Origin of the sequence: Pseudomonas sp. G11, from assembly GCF_029457515.1 — a bacterium.
GTDB classification, from domain to species: Bacteria; Pseudomonadota; Gammaproteobacteria; order Pseudomonadales; family Pseudomonadaceae; genus Aquipseudomonas; species Aquipseudomonas gorinensis.
This window is the reverse complement of sequence record NZ_CP120377.1, coordinates 2,995,174-3,010,764: the sequence shown is the minus strand read 5'-3', so window position 1 is coordinate 3,010,764 and position 15,591 is coordinate 2,995,174. Positions and strand designations below refer to the sequence as shown.

The following is a 15,591-nucleotide window of genomic DNA, read 5'->3' as shown; positions in this document are numbered from 1 at the left end:
ACATTTGATCGCGGGTGGCAGGTAGAGAGCAGCCCGGCTGTGGATCTCGTGGATACCGCCAATCCCCTGTGGGAGATGTCGAGCTTTAGCGAGGCTTCGATGGCGGTGGCACGGTTGAAAGGTGTGTTGGCTGACCCACCGCCATCGGGGGCAAGCCCCCTCCCACATTCAAGCCGAGCTTATTCAGCTCTCAATCAGCCTGCCAAGCCGACGAACATATCCTGCACGTCGTCATGGTTGTCCAGACCTTCGAGGAAGGCTTCGACTTCCGCCATCTGCGCGTCGGTCAAGCCGCTCACCGGGTTTTTCGAGATGTAGCCCAGCTTGGCCGACAGTACGGTGAAGCCCTGCTCCGGCAAGGCTTTTTGCACGGCGTCCAGGTCGGTGGTCTCGGTAATGAACAGGGTGGTGCCTTCTTCTTCACCTTCTTCGAAGTCCTGCGCGCCGGCTTCAATCGCGGCCATTTCCGGATCAGCGTCCGGGCTGTCCGGCGACGCTTCGATCAGGCCAACGTGGTTGAAGTCCCAGGCCACGGAGCCGGAAGCCCCCAGTTGGCCCTTACGGAAGGCCACGCGGATTTCCGCCACGGTGCGGTTGATGTTGTCGGTGACGCACTCGACGATCAACGGCACCTGGTGCGGGGCGAACCCTTCGTAGGTCACCCGGTGGTACTGCACGGTTTCACCCAGCAGGCCGGCACCTTTCTTGATGGCGCGGTCCAGGGTTTCCTTGGGCATCGAAGCCTTTTTGGCCTGCTCCACCACCAGACGCAGGTGGGCGTTGGTCGCCGTGTCGGCGCCATTGCGCGCGGCGATGGTGATCTCTTTCACCAGCTTGCCGAAGATCTTGCCCTTGGCATTGGCTGCCGCTTCTTTATGTTTGACTTTCCACTGTGCGCCCATGACTCACTCTCTTCTCGTCCATCGCGCCGAAACGTCTACTGGCCGGCGCTTTGGGGGCAGAGTTTATAGGGCAAAAACGCTCTGATCCACCAAAAACCGGCCATACCCCTCAGGTTCGCAAGGGTTTGATCGTCGCATCCTGCTCCGGCACCAAGCCCCTCATCGGCGCCAGCTCGAAGAACGCCTGAATCAAACGCAACGACCGGCGCCGCTCCATGCACCCGAGCATATGCCGGTTCAGCAGCCCCTCGCCGCGGATCGGCACCGCCTGCACGCGCGGGTCCTGGCTGACCTCCATCGACGACACCACGCCAACCCCCAATTCAGCCGCGACGGCTTCGGTCACCGCCTCGCGGCTGTCCAGTTCCAGCAACACCCTGGGTTGCACATTGGTCGCCAGGCAGGCGTCGTCGAAGGTGCGTCGGGTGATGGAGCCGGGCTCGCGCAGCACCATGATCACCTCGTTCAATTGCTCCAGGCCAATGCCCTTGGGCAGCGTCGCCCACGGGTGGCTGGCCGGTACCAACGCGCAAATCCGCGACTCGCCCAAGGGGTGCAGGTGCAAGCCATTGCGCGGCTCCGCCTCAGTCAGCACCGCTACATCCACGTGCTCGGCCAGCAACGCCGCCAGGGTTTCCTGGGCATTGCCCAAGCGCAGGTTGACGGTGATGCCGGGGTAACGCGCACGCAGGCTGGCAATCATCGGCATCACCAGGTGCGGGCCGTCCGCCGCCACTTCCAGGCGCCCGGAGAGCAATTGTCGATTGGCCTCCAGCAGGGTCTGCGCCTCGTCGACCAGGCCGAAGATCGCGCGCGTGATCGCCGCCAGGCGCGCGCCCTCCTCGGTCAACTCGACCCGCCGCGCCGTGCGACGCAACAGCGGGATCTGGTAGTGCTCCTCCAGGGCCTTGATATGCCCGGTGACCGCCGGCTGGCTGATGAACAGCCGCGCTGCCGCACGGGTAAAGCTACCCTCGCGGGCCACGGCATCGAATGCGCGCAATTGGAACAGGTTCATGGGGATTGACCTGGCTATCGGCCTGACTGATAGCTCGCATAACAACAAACAATTTGATTGATAACAAGCCAAACTGCAATTTAGGCGCCGTAGCTTCACCCCCAAACAGCTTGCAAGGACTTGAGATGAGCACTGCCGCGCCGATCCTGCTGACACCTGGCCCCTTGACCACCTCTGCCCGCACTCGCCAGGCAATGATGGTGGATTGGGGGTCATGGGATGACCGTTTCAACCAACTCACTGCCAGCACCTGCGCGCAACTGCTGGCGATCCTCAACGGTGCCGAAAGCCACCATTGCATCCCCTTGCAGGGCAGCGGCACCTTCGCCGTCGAAGCCGCCATCGGCACCCTGGTGCCCCGCGACGGCAAGGTGCTGGTGCTGATCAACGGCGCCTATGGCAAACGCCTGGCGAAGATCTGTGAAGTACTCGGCCGTACGTTCAGCACCTTTGCGACCGCCGAGGACGAACCCACTACCGCCGCCGACGTCGACCGCCTGCTGCACGCCGACCCGGCCATCACCCACGTCGCCTTGATCCACTGCGAAACCAGCACCGGCATTCTGAATCCGCTGCCGCAGATCGCCGAGGTGGTCAAACGCCACGGCAAGCGCCTGATCGTCGACGCCATGAGCTCGTTCGGCGCACTGCCGATCGATGCCCGCCAAGTGCCGTTCGAGGCGTTGATCGCCGCCTCGGGCAAATGCCTGGAGGGCGTGCCCGGCATGGGCTTTGTCTTCGCCGAAAAACAGGCGCTGGCCGCCGCCCAAGGCAACTGCCACTCCCTGGCGATGGACCTGTTCGAGCAGCACAGCTACATGGCCAAGACCGGCCAGTGGCGCTTCACCCCGCCCACCCACGTGGTCGCCGCCCTGCACGAAGCGCTGCTGCACTACCACGAAGAGGGCGGCCTGCCCGCGCGCCATCAGCGCTACGCCAATAACTGCCAGGCGTTGCTCGACGGCATGGCCGAACTGGGCCTGCGCAGCTTCCTGCCGGCAGCGATCCAGGCGCCGATCATCGTCACCTTCCACGCGCCAAAAGACCCGCGCTACCAGTTCAAGGCGTTCTACGAACGGGTCAAGGCCAAGGGTTTCATTCTGTATCCCGGCAAATTGACCGAGGTCGAGACCTTCCGCGTCGGCTGCATCGGCCACGTCGATATCGCCGAGATGCAGGCGGCGGTGGCGGCGGTCGCCCAGGTGCTGCAAGAGATGGAAGTGTTGGACATTTGATTCTCCCCATGACCCACAGGATTCGACCCATGAACTATCAAACCCCCAACACCCTCCAGGCCGTCATCCTCGACTGGGCTGGCACCGTAGTCGACTTCGGTTCGTTCGCTCCCACGCAGATCTTTGTCGAAGCCTTCGCCGAGTTCGACGTGCACGTCTCGATCGAAGAAGCCCGTGGCCCGATGGGCATGGGCAAGTGGGACCATATCCGCACCCTCTGCGACCAACCGGCGGTCGCCGAGCGCTACCGCAAGGTGTTCGGCCGCACGCCCAGCGATGACGACGTCACCGCCATCTACCAGCGCTTCATGCCCTTGCAGATCGAGAAAATCGCCGCACACTCGGCCCTGATCCCCGGCGCCCTCGACACCATCGCGGCGCTGCGTGCACAGGGGATCAAGATCGGTTCCTGCTCGGGCTACCCCAAGCCAGTGATGGACAAGGTTGTCGCCCTGGCGGCCCGCAACGGCTATAGCGCCGACCACGTGGTTGCCACCGACGAAGTCCCCAATGGCCGTCCATGGCCGGCCCAGGCCCTGGCCAACGTGATCGCGCTGGGCATTGACGATGTGGCGGCCTGCGTCAAGGTCGACGACACCGTCCCGGGCATTCTCGAAGGCCGCCGCGCCGGGATGTGGACCGTGGCCCTGACCTGCTCCGGCAACGCCCTGGGCCTGACCTACGCGCAATTTCGCGCACTGGACAGCGCCACCCTGGCCAGCGAACGCACGCGCATCGAGACGCTGTTCCAAGCCTCGCGCCCGCACTACCTGATCGACACCATCAGCGACCTGCCGGCGGTGATCACGGACATCAACCAGCGCCTGGCGCGCGGTGAAATGCCGCAAGCGCACTGATCAAGGTCAACACAACGGCATTCGCGTCGGGCAAATCCGGCAAAACAGGCTTACAGTAAAAGGACTTCGTCGCCAAAGAACGGAGGTTTGCCCTGATGAGTGAGGAAGAAAGCGATGCCGTGGAAAAATTCCGATACACGCTACAGCACCATGTCGATTGCGTTGCACTGGTTGATGGTGGTGTTGCTGGCGGTGGTCTACGCCTGCATTGAGTTTCGCGGGATCTTTCCCAAAGGCAGTGGCGGGCGGGCGTTGATCGTCGAAATGCACTTCATGTTCGGCCTGACCGTGTTTGTGCTGGTGTGGCTGCGCCTGTTTGCACGCAGCCTGGGCGTTGCACCGAAGATCGTTCCGGCCCCCCCGCAATGGCAGTCCTCGCTGGCGACCCTGATGCATCTGGCGCTGTACGTGTTCATGATCGGCATGCCGATCGCCGGTTGGCTGATCGTCAGCGCCCAAGGGCATTCCGTGATGTTCTACGGGGTCGAGTTACCGCCGCTGATCGGTGAAAACAAGGACCTGGCCAAGCAGATCAAGGAATGGCACGAACTGGGCGGTTCGATCGGTTATTGGTTGATCGGGCTGCACGCGGTGGCCGGCCTTTACCACCATTACTTCATGCGCGATAACACGGTGTTGCGCATGATGCCCAAGCGCTAGGCGCCAATCCCACGACGGCCCTGCAAGCCACCCGTATGGATGAAGATCAGGCGAGTGCCGCGACCGAAGCGTCCGGCCTCGACCTGTTGCTTCAACGCCAGCAACGCCTTGCCGGTGTACAGCGGCTCGAGCGGCACACCGCAGGCCTGTTCGGTGGCGTCGATAAAGTCGAGCAGGAGTGGGTCGACCTTGGCAAACCCACCCCGGCTGGCGTCCAGCAGTTCATATCCCTGCTGCACGATGGCCTGCACGTTTTGCGCGACACCGTGATCATCCGGCACCGCCATTGCGCCAAACACCGGATGCGCACCAGCCTCTGCCAGCACCAGGCCCGCCAGGGTGGTGCCAGTGCCCGCCGCCAGCCACCAGGCCGTGTAATCCGCCCACCCCAGGTTGCCCAACTGGGCGCGAGCCTGCTCGACCAACACGCCACACCCCGACGCCCCGCAGAGCGTGCCGCCGCCTTCGGGCACAGGATGTAAGTCCGGATACTGCTCACGCCATGGTGCCCAGAATCCAGGTTCGTGACGTGCGCGATAGCCGCCATACCCCAGCCAATGCAACTGCATGCCGAAGGCTTTCAGGTCGACCACGGTGGGGGTGTCTTGAGGATGGCCGCGCAACAGGCCGACGGTAGGGAAACCGAAGCGTTTGCCCGCCGCCGCCAGCGCGTGCAAATGGTTGGAGTGCGCTCCGCCCAGGCTGATGATTCCGTTCGCACCGGCCTGTTGCGCCTGGGCCAAGTGCCCGGTGAGCTTGAACCACTTGTTGCCGCTGATCAGCGGGTCGATGCGGTCCAGGCGCAGCACGGCCAGTTCAACCCCGTTCAGCCAGTCCAGCGGCAAGGGTTCAAGCGGCGCACGGGGAAGCCAATCGAAGGGACCCATCGGGGAACATCTGCGTGAAAAAGGGGCGGTAGTCTAACACCGCCCCGCCTCGGTTCCTTACAGCTCGGCCGCCAGGCGCGAGCCCTGGTTGATGGCGCGCTTGGCGTCCAGCTCGGCCGCCACATCGGCACCGCCGATCAAGTGCACGTGCTGGCCCGCGGCGACCAGGCCGTCCTGCAATTCGCGCAACGGATCCTGGCCGGCACAGATGACGATATTGTCCACCGCCAACAGCTGCGGCTCGCCCTCGGCGCCGATGCGGATATGCAGACCCTCATCGTCGATCTTCAAGTATTCGACGCTGTTGAGCATCTGCACTTGCTTGTTCTTCAAGCCGGTGCGGTGAATCCAGCCGGTGGTCTTGCCCAGGCCGTCGCCGACCTTGGAAGCCTTGCGTTGCAGCAGGAACACATCACGCGCCGGTGCATGACGCTCGGGCTTGATCCCGGCCACGCCGCCACGGGCTTGCAGTTGGGTGTCGATGCCCCACTCTTTCCAGAACGCATCACGGTCCAGGCTGGTGGAGACGCCCTGGTGCACGAGGAATTCCGACACATCAAAGCCGATGCCACCGGCACCGATCACCGCGACGCGCTTGCCCACCGGCTTACGCTCAAGGATCACGTCCAGGTAGCTCAGCACCTTGGCATTGTCGATACCCGGGATCGCCGGGGTACGCGGCGCAATGCCGGTGGCCAGGATGATCTCGTCATAGCCGCCCGCCACCAGTTGCGCGACATCCACACGGGTGTTGAGGCACACCTCGACATGGGTGGTCTGCAACTTGCGCTTGAAGTAGCGCAGGGTTTCGAAGAACTCTTCCTTGCCCGGTATGCGCTTGGCGATATTGAACTGGCCGCCGATCTCGCTGGCGGAGTCAAACAACGTGACTTGATGGCCGCGCTCAGCCGCCACGGTAGCCGCTGCCAGGCCTGCGGGGCCGGCGCCGACCACGGCGACTTTTTTGATCTGTTTTACCGGCAGGTAGTTCAGCTCGGTCTCGTAGCACGCCCGCGGGTTGACCAGGCAAGTGGTCAGCTTGCCGCCAAAGGTGTGGTCCAGGCAGGCCTGGTTGCAGCCGATACAGGTATTGATTTCATCGGCGCGACCGGCAGCGGCCTTGTTGACGAACTCCGGGTCAGCGAGAAACGGTCGTGCCATCGACACCATGTCGGCATCGCCTTCGGCAAGGATCTGCTCGGCAATCTCCGGGGTGTTGATGCGGTTGGTGGTGATCAGCGGAATCTGCACCGCGCCACGCAACTTGGCGGTGACTTTACTGAAGGCGCCACGGGGGACCTTGGTCGCGATGGTCGGGATACGCGCTTCGTGCCAGCCAATCCCGGTGTTGATTAGCGTGGCGCCGGCCTGCTCGATGGCCTTGGCCAACTGCACGATTTCTTCCCAGGTGCTGCCGCCTTCGACCAGGTCGAGCATCGACAGGCGGAAGATAATAATGAAGTTCGGGCCCACCGCTTCGCGCACCCGGCGCACGATCTCGACCGCCAGGCGCATGCGGTTTTCGTAGCTGCCGCCCCAACGGTCGGTACGGTGGTTGGTATGAGCGGCGAGGAACTGGTTAATGAAGTAGCCTTCGGAGCCCATGATTTCCACGCCGTCGTACGCGGCGGACTGAGCCAGCAGCGAGCAGGTGACGAAATCCTGGATCTGCTTTTCGATGCCCGCCTCGTCCAGCTCCTTGGGCTTGAACGGGTTGATCGGTGCCTGGATCGCACTCGGCGCGACCTGCTTGGGGCTGTAGGCATAACGGCCAGCGTGGAGGATCTGCATGCAGATCTTGCCGCCCGCGTCATGGACGGCCTGCGTGACGATCCTGTGCTTCTGCGCCTCCTGCTCGGTGGTCAGCTTGGCCGCGCCGGCATACACCCCGCCTTCGTCGTTCGGGCCAATGCCGCCGGTGACCATCAGGCCCACGCCGCCACGGGCGCGCTCGGCAAAATAGGCCGCCATGCGCTCGAAACCGCCCGGTTTCTCTTCCAGGCCGGTGTGCATCGAGCCCATCAGGGTACGGTTGCGCAAGGTGGTAAAACCCAGGTCCAACGGGGCCAGCAGGTGCGGGTACGCAGCAGCGGTCATGGTCAAGCTCCACAACGGATCATCACGGGGGTGTGGCAGGCTCGTAGGGCCCGTCATCGGTTTATGTCCCACAGACTAAGAGGCGAGGGATGACGGCTCAATGACTGAAACTGACAAGTTATTGATCCAAATGCACAGTGCCCCTTGGCAAGCCGGGGCATGGGCCCTACCCTAGGTGCGAACCCTGCACTTGGTCCGTTGTCTGTTCCCCCATGCGTAAACTTCTCGTTCTTACCGTCACCATGGCCCTGGTTGCCGCCATCGCCGCGTATCTGGTCTGGACCCAGGAGCGCCCCGTGGCGCATTACCTGTCCGACCTGCGCATTACCCTGGCCGTCAACGAAGGCCAGCCGGCCGACCGCGGCAATCTGCTGGGCATCCAGCCCGAGCTGTTCCCCGCTGACTACCAGAGCCTGGAACGCCTGCACCTGAAGCTGGCGGCCTACCTGCAAAAAGCCCGCGACCAGGGGCTGATCAATGAAAAGACCATCGTGGTGCTGCCGGAACACATCGGCACCTGGCTGATGCTCGGCGGTGAGAAAAACGAGCTGTACCAAGCGACCCATGTCAAAGATGCGATGAATTGGCTGTCGATCAGCAACCCGTTGCAGTTCCTGCGGGCCTGGATCAGCGCCACCGGCGATAACCGCATGGACGATGCCTACCTGCGCATGAAAGCCCCGGAGATGGCGCGCGATTACCAGGTACTGTTCGGCGGCCTGGCCAAGGAATTTGGCGTGACCCTGGTGGCCGGCTCCATCGCCCTGCCCAACCCCAGCGTCCGCCAAGGTCACTTGCAGGTCGGCCATGGTGCGCTGTACAACGCCAGCCTGGTGTTTGCCGCCGACGGTTTGCCCGTGGGCCAGCCGCAACGCCAGCTCTACCCGATCTACGATGAGCGCGGTTTTATCGAGCCGGGCGATGAAACCATCGTCAGCGTAGTCGACACCCCGGCTGGACGCCTGGGTATCCTGATCGGCAGTGACAGCTGGTACCCGGACAACTATCGCAAGCTCAACGAACAAGGCGCACAGCTGATCGCGGTGCCGGCGTTTGTCATCGGTCGCGACACCTGGGACCGCCCATGGCGTGGCTTCAAAAGTGTGTCCACCCCACCGGAAATCAGCCTCAAGCCCGAAGAGCTCAGCGAGGGCGAGGCCTGGCGCCGTCTCACCCTCATCAGCCAGCCCGCCATCAGCCAGGCCAGCGCCGGCATGAGCGTGTTCCTGCGTGGGCAGTTCTGGGACCTGGGCACTGCCGGGCACAGTTTCCTCAGCAGCAACGGGCAAATCATCGCCGACGGCGACGCCCGCGGCGCACGCCTGCTGAATATCTGGTTGTAATGCCGTGAAACCGGTGCGCCTGGGGGATCTGTCGGTGGGCTTCGTGCACACCCTGGCCGACGCAATCCACAGCCACGGCCTCGACCCGCAACCCCTGCTGCTGCAATACGGCCTTGACCCGGCACGCCTCGCCGAAGCGGGCGCACGCTTGTCGATCCCGCGCTATATGCGCCTGGGCCATGCCGCCATCCAACTCACCGGCGACCCGGCCCTGGGCCTGCGCATGGGCCAACTCGGTCGCTTGAGCCAGGCCGGCCTGGCCGGGGTCACGGCCGCCCAAGCCCCCAACGTGCGTGAAGCGGCGCGCACCCTCACACGCTTCGAAGCGCTGTACGGTTCCAACTATCGCGGGCAATCGAGTTTTCATGAGGATGCCGAAGGCGCCTGGCTGCGCTTCTATTCCATCAGCCCCTACAACGCCTACAACCGCTTTGTGGTGGACTCGATCATCGCCGGGTGGCTGCACCAACTGTCGAGCCTGGCCCAGCAACCGGTGCAGGCACAGCGCATCGAGATTGAATTCGACGCCCCCGAGTACAGCGACCAGTACAGCATGCTGGGTGACGGCCTGGTCCATTTCGGCGCCGACATCAATCAACTGCGCCTCAGCCAGCAAACCCTGGCCCTGCGCAACCCACAGCACTGTCCAAGCACGTGGCAACTCTTGCTGCAATTGTGTGAAAGGGAATTGGAGCAGTTGACTCGCACCCGCAGCCTGCGCGAGCGCATTACCCGGTTGCTCGGGCCGATGCTCAATGGTGGCCGGGAACCCGACCTGGAAGAAGTGGCGGCACGCTTGAAGCTGCCCACCTGGACGCTACGCCGCAAACTGGCCGAAGAAGGCACTCAGTTTCGCGCAATCCTCAACGACACCCGCCGCGACCTTGCCATGACCTACATTCGCGATACGGAACTGGCGTTCGGCGAGATCGCCTATTTGCTCGGTTTTGCCTCGGCCCAAGCCTTTCAACGGGCGTTCAGGCGGTGGAACAACCAGACCCCAGGGGAATTTCGCCGCAGTCAGCGGCACTCCGCCTGAAGTCGGTCTTACAGCTCGGTGGCGTCATCGGCCGGATCCAGAGGGTCCAGTTCAAAGGCCTGGTACTCCAGCAGTTCTTCCTGGTAATCGTCCATGGTGGGCTCCTTGTTTTGAATTAAAAACGGCTGCAAACAAATGACCTGCACAGCCAGACTAAAGTGCCGTGATGACGAAAATATGTCGACGTCATGACGTTCCTGCACTCCAAGATTAAACGTAGCAGCGTTATACGGATTTAGCACAGGAGGCTTTAAGTACAATTGCAATCATTGCAATTGCAATAACATACCGATTTCCACTAAGGTAAGGGCATTCGTTGCCAGGTGCCCTCCCTATGACCACCGCTACCGCCCGCGCCGCGCAGCTCTGTCTCGACGCCTTGAGTTGTGCGACAACGGCCTGCCGCTCACCGCTATACACCGTGATGAGCATCGCCAACACCCTGGAATCCAGCCGACAGGCCTGGGTGATCCGCGGCCAGTCCCACTCCCGGCGCGTAGATGGATGGCCCAGCTGGTTCGCACGCAATACCGGGGAAAAACCGCTGCTGTACCTGCACAGCGCCGTGTCGTCTGCGCAGTTATGCGCCTTGACGGAGGAGACGACGCAGCGCGGCATCTTGTGCAACGACATCGAAAACCACGCCTCCCCCTGGCCCAAGGGCACGCAACCATCCCTGCCGATATGGCTGGCGACCCATCCGCGCTGCACGCCCTACGACCCGGCTTCGGGCGAGGAAGCCCAGGCGATTGTGCTGGCAGGGTTGCGCACGCTGTATGTCGAAGGCCAACCGGGCTTCTATTACCTGGCGCTGCATGACCACGCAAGCGCAGTGCCCTTGAGCGCACAGGACCGTGAGGATGCGCTCAAGGGCATGTACCCGATCCAGGGCGGTCCCTCATGGGATGTGCGATTGCTCGGCGCAGGCCGGGCGCTGGAAGAAGTCGTCCAGGCGGCGCAATTGTTGGAAGAGGATTGGAAGATCACGGCCCAACTGTGGAGCTGTCCCAGCTATACGCGGTTGGCCCGTGAAGCGGCGACCACTGAACGCTGGAATCGCCTGCATCCGACGGCCCCCAAACGCAGCTGCCATTTACGCGATTGCCTGGCCGGAAATGCGGCGCCGGTCATTGCCGTCACCGGTTATCCGCAGGCAATTGTCGATCAGTTGGCGGCGTATGTGGATGCGCGGTTCGTGGCGCTGGGAGCCGGCTCGGTGCAGGCGACCGCGCCCAGTCGCTACTGGATTGCGGTATTGGCATTGAACGCCTTGGCGGAAGAAGGGCTTATTGATGCCCGGCAGGTGGACCTGGCGATAAACCGGTATGCACTGAAATGAACAGGCATGCACGCCATTGTGGGAGGGGACTTGCCCCCTCCCACATGGGATCGGCATCAAGCTTCCGACTTGCGTCGGCCACGGGTTTGAACACCTGCCGCCATCGCCATCCCGGCAGTACGCTCCAACGCCTCGGCAAACGCCTGGCGCTGCTCCGGTTCGATCTGCGACAGGAACAACTCGTCCACCGTGCTTTCGTAGATCTTCCACATTTTTTTACGCAATGCCCGGCCGGCATCGGTGATCGACGCAAATGCCGCGCGACCATCGCCGTCGGAGCGTGAACGCACCACCAGGCCGTCCTTTTCCAGGCGGTCTACCAGGCGGGTGAGGTTATAGCGCTCGATGGCCAGCACATCGGCCAACTCGTGCATGCGGCGGGTGCCTTCGGGGCCGCTTTCCAGGCCCCACAGTGCGTCGTACCAGGCGTAAGGCGGCAAGTCGGCGGCCGCCAGGCGGCGCTCGATTTCACGGATAACCGTCCTGTGGGCCCTGACAAAACGGAACCATACATCGGGCTCTTTCGACGACATGCAACACCATCCGGTGGATTTCAAGAAGGTTGCAATAGTAGCTCATCCCGCGCTAGATTCGCTCATGTAGTTGCAATTGCAATCATATTGCAACACTCCCACAAGGAGCCCACCCCTTGAAATCCGCCTACCCTGGAGCCTCACATGACCCCGAATAACACAGTCAGACGCGACGCCGATCCACAGGAAACCCGCGAGTGGCTGGAGTCCATCGAGTCGGTGCTGTCCACCGAAGGCCGCCCGCGCGCCCATTACCTGATCGACCAGTTGCTGGATTTCGACGTGGCGCGGCATGGTGACTTCTACGGGCGGGTGACCACGCCCTACATCAACACGATCCCGGTAGACCGCCAGCTGCCCTACCCCGGCAACCTGGCCATCGAACGCCGCACCAATGCGTTTATCCGCTGGAATGCCATGGCCATGGTGCTGCGCGCCGGCAAACATTCCGGTGTCGGTGGGCATATCGCCACCTATGCGTCGGCCGCCGTGCTGTATGACGTCGGCTTCGACCACTTTTTCCGTGGGCGCACCGACACGTTCGATGGCGACCTGGTGTACATCCAGGGTCACTCCTCCCCAGGCATCTACGCGCGTGCCTACCTCGAAGGCCGCATCAGCGAAGCGCAGTTGGACAACTTCCGGCGCGAGGCCGGTGGCCAGGGCTTATCGTCCTACCCTCACCCACGGTTGATGCCGGACTTCTGGCAATTCCCCACCGTGTCCATGGGGCTCGGGCCGATCACCGCCGCCTACCAGGCGCGCTTTATGCGCTACCTGGAGTTGCGCGCGCTCAAGCAGCACCAGGGCCGCAAGGTCTGGGCGTTCCTCGGTGATGGCGAAATGGACCAGCCGGAATCAATGGCCGCCATTTCCCTGGCCGGGCGCGAAAAGCTCGACAACCTGATCTTCGTGGTCAACTGCAACCTGCAACGCCTGGACGGCCCGGTACGCGGCAATGCCAAGGTGATCCAGGAATTCGAAAGCCTCTACCGCGCGGCGGGCTGGAATGTGATCAAGGTGATCTGGGGCAGTGGCTGGGACGCGCTGCTGGAAAAAGACCAGAGCGGGCTGCTGCGCCAACGCATGATGGAGTGCGTGGACGGCGATTATCAGAACTACAAATCCCAGGATGGCGCCTATGTGCGCGAACATTTCTTCGGCAAATACCCAGAGTTGCTGGCACTGGTTGCAGACCTGTCCGACGAGGATATCTGGAAACTCTCACGAGGCGGTCATGACCCCGACAAGGTCTATAACGCCTATGCTGCCGCTGTGCGTCATACCGGCCAGCCCACGGTGATCCTGGCGAAAACCGTCAAGGGTTTTGGCATGGGCGAAGCTGGCGAAGGCCAGAACATTAACCACCAACTGAAAAAAATGGGCGCCGATGCCGTCAAAGCCTTCCGCGACCGCTTCGGCCTGGAAGTGCCTGATGAGCAGTTGGCCGAAATCCCTTATCTCAAGCCAGCCGCCGAGAGCGAAGAGGCTCGCTACTTCGCCGCACGGCGCCTAGCGTTGGGCGGCTATGTGCCAGCGCGCCACACCGCCGTCGAGTCACTGCAGATTCCGGAGCTGAGCGCCTTCGCCACCCAGCTCAAAGACACCGGCGAGCGCGCCATCTCCACCACCATGGCCTTTGTGCGCATCCTCGGCACGCTGCTCAAGGATCCGCATCTGGGCAAGCGGGTCGTACCCATCGTGCCGGACGAATCACGCACCTTCGGTATGGAAAGCCTCTTCCGTCAGATAGGTATCCACTCCGCCGTCGGCCAGCTCTACACCCCACAGGACGCTGGGCAACTGAGCTACTACAAGGAGAGTAAGGACGGACAGATCATGCAGGAAGGCCTGAATGAATCTGGCGCCATTTCCTCCTGGATCGCGGCGAGTACGTCCTACAGCAACCACGCCCTGATGACCGTACCCTTCTACATTTTCTACTCGATGTTCGGCTTCCAGCGCGTCGGCGACCTGGCCTGGGCGGCTGGCGACGCACGGGCGCGCGGTTTCCTGCTGGGCGCCACGGCCGGGCGCACCACCCTGATGGGCGAAGGCTTGCAGCATGACGATGGGCATAGCCATATCCTGGCGTCAGTGATTCCCTGCTGTGTGTCGTATGACCCGACCTTTGCCTACGAGCTGGCGGTGATCATTCGCGAGGGCATGCGGCGCATGTATGTCGAGCAGGAGGATATTTACTACTACATCACCCTGCTCAACGAGAACTACCCACACCCGGCAATGCCCGAAGCCGTGGAAGAAGGCATTCTCAAGGGTTTGTATCCCCTGAGTACTCATCAGCAAGCACAGGTGCAATTGATGGGCAGTGGTTCGATCCTGCGGGAAGTGATCGCTGCTGCTGCATTGCTCGACAAGGATTTCGCCGTACACAGCACCGTGTGGAGTGCGCCCAGCCTGACCGAGTTGCGCCGTGATGGGCATGAAGCGGAACGCTGGAACCTGCTGCACCCGGAACGTGAACCGCGCTTGAGTTACGTCGAACAATGCCTGGCCGGACAGATGGGCCCGGTGGTGGTGGCCACTGACTACATGAAGCTCTTCGCCGACCAGATCCGCCCCTTCGTGGCAAACCGGCGCTTTGTTGCGCTGGGCACGGACGGCTTCGGGCAGTCGGATACACGGGAAACCTTGCGCGAGTTCTTCGAGGTGGACCGGCATTTCATCGTGCTGGCGGCACTGAAGGCGCTGGCCGACGACGGGTTGATCGGACGCGACAAAGTCAGTGAGGCGATCAGGCGCTACGGAATCAATGTCGACAAGACCAATCCCGTAGCGGTCTGATTTACTGTGCAGGCGTCGGCAGGGGTGGAATCGGCTCTGTCGGCGGCGGCAGGTCCGACGTGGTTGGCGCTGGTGTCGGCGCAGGTGTCGGTTCTGCCTGCGGGGCAATCGGCGCAGCCTCCGGCGCAGGTACAACCGGCTCCGAGGCGGCCGGCGCCGCGGGTGCTTCCTTCGGCGTTGGCGTTTTCTCGGCCGCTGGGGCGACCTTGGGTTCCGGTACCCCCAGGTCCGCCTTGGGCGTCTCTGGAATATGCGCCGCCTTCTTGACTTCCTGAGGCAGGAACACGTCCACCAGGGCAAAGTAGCGCTCGTAGAACTTCGGCGCCGAGACGGTCTCGCTCGCCACCTTCACCATCGAGTCATCGGTGGAGCCAATCGGCATCGACACCGAGCCCAGCACGCCCACCCCCAGGCTTGCGGAGTTATTGACCTTCTTCAGCGCATAGCGGTCCTGCAGGGCGTTGGCGAACATCGTCGAGTGGTTTTTGCCCTTGCCGTCATCGGCACACACCACGTTGAAGCTGATTTGCAGGTGAGTCTCGCCGGTCTGCTGGAAACTCTTGTTACCCACTACCAGTTTCGGATCGCTGCTGGTGATGATGTAGCCCTGGCTCAGCAGGGCACGCCGTGCGGCCTCGCACGCTGCCACGTCAGTGACCGGGTAATCCCGGGAAAACGTACCAGAGTCGTCGAAATTTTCATGTTCATAAATAGCGGTCTTGGGTGACGAGCAGCCCGCGGTGCCCGCCAGCACCAGCGCCAACCCGAGGCTACGCAATTGAAATGATGTCGACATTGAAAATCCTGAGGAAAACAGTCAGGGCGGTATTGTGCAACAGAACGAGGCCTTGGCGCGCGCATTCCTGTCGGTAAAAC

At 62.6% G+C, this 15,591-nt stretch carries 14 protein-coding genes; 7 read left to right on the top strand and 7 right to left on the bottom strand.

The genetic code is table 11. The features are described from left to right. Positions 1–194: 194 nt before the first annotated feature. Together P2T68_RS13965 and P2T68_RS13960 are read right to left on the bottom strand one after the other, a co-directional pair. Positions 195–902 carry a YebC/PmpR family DNA-binding transcriptional regulator gene (locus tag P2T68_RS13965; protein ID WP_069076539.1) on the bottom strand — a complete coding sequence of 236 codons (708 nt, stop codon included), beginning with the start codon at positions 900–902 and terminating at the stop codon, positions 195–197. Between the two features lie 109 nt (positions 903–1,011). Then, positions 1,012–1,920, bottom strand: coding sequence for a LysR substrate-binding domain-containing protein (locus tag P2T68_RS13960; protein ID WP_069076540.1), 909 nt, complete (start codon positions 1,918–1,920; stop codon positions 1,012–1,014). Positions 1,921–2,045: 125 nt separating this feature from the next. Between P2T68_RS13960 and P2T68_RS13955 the strand changes: the two genes are divergently transcribed. From P2T68_RS13955 to P2T68_RS13945, 3 genes are all read left to right on the top strand, one after another. Continuing rightward, positions 2,046–3,155, top strand: coding sequence for a 2-aminoethylphosphonate--pyruvate transaminase (locus P2T68_RS13955; RefSeq protein ID WP_069076541.1), 1,110 nt, complete (start codon positions 2,046–2,048; stop codon positions 3,153–3,155). Between the two features lie 29 nt (positions 3,156–3,184). Then, positions 3,185–4,012, top strand: a complete 828-nt coding sequence (gene phnX, locus P2T68_RS13950; RefSeq protein WP_024076258.1) for a phosphonoacetaldehyde hydrolase — start codon at positions 3,185–3,187, stop codon at positions 4,010–4,012. Between the two features lie 114 nt (positions 4,013–4,126). Further along, the gene (locus tag P2T68_RS13945) at positions 4,127–4,672 is read left to right on the top strand and encodes a cytochrome b (protein ID WP_102624843.1); all 546 of its coding nucleotides are present in this window, start codon (positions 4,127–4,129) and stop codon (positions 4,670–4,672) included. Here the strand turns inward: P2T68_RS13945 and P2T68_RS13940 are convergent. Further along, a complete protein-coding gene (locus tag P2T68_RS13940; protein ID WP_168232128.1) occupies positions 4,669–5,559 on the bottom strand; it encodes a pyridoxal-phosphate dependent enzyme in 891 nt (296 codons plus the stop codon). The genes P2T68_RS13945 and P2T68_RS13940 overlap by 4 nt on opposite strands. Before the next feature lie 57 nt (positions 5,560–5,616). Further along, positions 5,617–7,656, bottom strand: coding sequence for an NADPH-dependent 2,4-dienoyl-CoA reductase (locus P2T68_RS13935; protein ID WP_069076545.1), 2,040 nt, complete (start codon positions 7,654–7,656; stop codon positions 5,617–5,619). A gap of 212 nt (positions 7,657–7,868) precedes the next feature. On the opposite strand from P2T68_RS13935, the gene P2T68_RS13930 reads away from it, so the two are divergent. Continuing rightward, complete coding sequence (locus P2T68_RS13930; protein WP_024076262.1) at positions 7,869–8,999, top strand: carbon-nitrogen hydrolase family protein; 1,131 nt, start codon at positions 7,869–7,871, stop codon at positions 8,997–8,999. A 4-nt stretch (positions 9,000–9,003) separates the two neighbouring features. Beyond that, entirely contained in the window at positions 9,004–10,038 is a 1,035-nt protein-coding gene (locus tag P2T68_RS13925) for an AraC family transcriptional regulator (RefSeq protein ID WP_168232127.1), read from the top strand. Positions 10,039–10,046: 8 nt separating this feature from the next. Here the strand turns inward: P2T68_RS13925 and P2T68_RS13920 are convergent, their stop codons facing one another. After that, entirely contained in the window at positions 10,047–10,169 is a 123-nt protein-coding gene (locus P2T68_RS13920; protein WP_277379484.1) for a hypothetical protein, read from the bottom strand. Between the two features lie 203 nt (positions 10,170–10,372). Between P2T68_RS13920 and P2T68_RS13915 the strand changes: the two genes are divergently transcribed. Continuing rightward, on the top strand, positions 10,373–11,377 hold the full coding sequence (locus P2T68_RS13915; RefSeq protein WP_277379483.1) for a pyruvate dehydrogenase: 1,005 nt from the start codon (positions 10,373–10,375) through the stop codon (positions 11,375–11,377). A gap of 56 nt (positions 11,378–11,433) precedes the next feature. On the opposite strand, the gene P2T68_RS13910 is transcribed toward P2T68_RS13915, so the two are convergent. Next, complete coding sequence (locus tag P2T68_RS13910) at positions 11,434–11,910, bottom strand: MarR family transcriptional regulator (RefSeq protein WP_024076265.1); 477 nt, start codon at positions 11,908–11,910, stop codon at positions 11,434–11,436. A 144-nt stretch (positions 11,911–12,054) separates the two neighbouring features. Here P2T68_RS13910 and aceE point away from each other — a divergent pair, with 144 nt between their 5' ends. After that, positions 12,055–14,715, top strand: coding sequence for a pyruvate dehydrogenase (acetyl-transferring), homodimeric type (gene aceE / locus P2T68_RS13905; RefSeq protein ID WP_069076549.1), 2,661 nt, complete (start codon positions 12,055–12,057; stop codon positions 14,713–14,715). Position 14,716: 1 nt separating this feature from the next. Here the strand turns inward: aceE and P2T68_RS13900 are convergent, their stop codons facing one another. Beyond that, positions 14,717–15,511 (bottom strand): DUF2242 domain-containing protein, encoded by a 795-nt coding sequence (locus P2T68_RS13900; RefSeq protein ID WP_277379482.1) that lies wholly within the window; start codon positions 15,509–15,511, stop codon positions 14,717–14,719. Positions 15,512–15,591: the final 80 nt, after the last annotated feature.

Bases quoted from the DNA above. Each gene is read 5' to 3' on its own strand.
- P2T68_RS13965 (WP_069076539.1), bottom strand. From the start codon at position 902: ATGGGCGCACAGTGGAAAGTCAAACATAAAGAAGCGGCAGCCAATGCC.
- P2T68_RS13960 (WP_069076540.1), bottom strand. From the start codon at position 1,920: ATGAACCTGTTCCAATTGCGCGCATTCGATGCCGTGGCCCGCGAGGGT.
- P2T68_RS13955 (WP_069076541.1), top strand. From the start codon at position 2,046: ATGAGCACTGCCGCGCCGATCCTGCTGACACCTGGCCCCTTGACCACC.
- phnX (WP_024076258.1), top strand. From the start codon at position 3,185: ATGAACTATCAAACCCCCAACACCCTCCAGGCCGTCATCCTCGACTGG.
- P2T68_RS13945 (WP_102624843.1), top strand. From the start codon at position 4,127: ATGCCGTGGAAAAATTCCGATACACGCTACAGCACCATGTCGATTGCG.
- P2T68_RS13940 (WP_168232128.1), bottom strand. From the start codon at position 5,559: ATGGGTCCCTTCGATTGGCTTCCCCGTGCGCCGCTTGAACCCTTGCCG.
- P2T68_RS13935 (WP_069076545.1), bottom strand. From the start codon at position 7,656: ATGACCGCTGCTGCGTACCCGCACCTGCTGGCCCCGTTGGACCTGGGT.
- P2T68_RS13930 (WP_024076262.1), top strand. From the start codon at position 7,869: ATGCGTAAACTTCTCGTTCTTACCGTCACCATGGCCCTGGTTGCCGCC.
- P2T68_RS13915 (WP_277379483.1), top strand. From the start codon at position 10,373: ATGACCACCGCTACCGCCCGCGCCGCGCAGCTCTGTCTCGACGCCTTG.
- P2T68_RS13910 (WP_024076265.1), bottom strand. From the start codon at position 11,910: ATGTCGTCGAAAGAGCCCGATGTATGGTTCCGTTTTGTCAGGGCCCAC.
- aceE (WP_069076549.1), top strand. From the start codon at position 12,055: ATGACCCCGAATAACACAGTCAGACGCGACGCCGATCCACAGGAAACC.
- P2T68_RS13900 (WP_277379482.1), bottom strand. From the start codon at position 15,511: ATGTCGACATCATTTCAATTGCGTAGCCTCGGGTTGGCGCTGGTGCTG.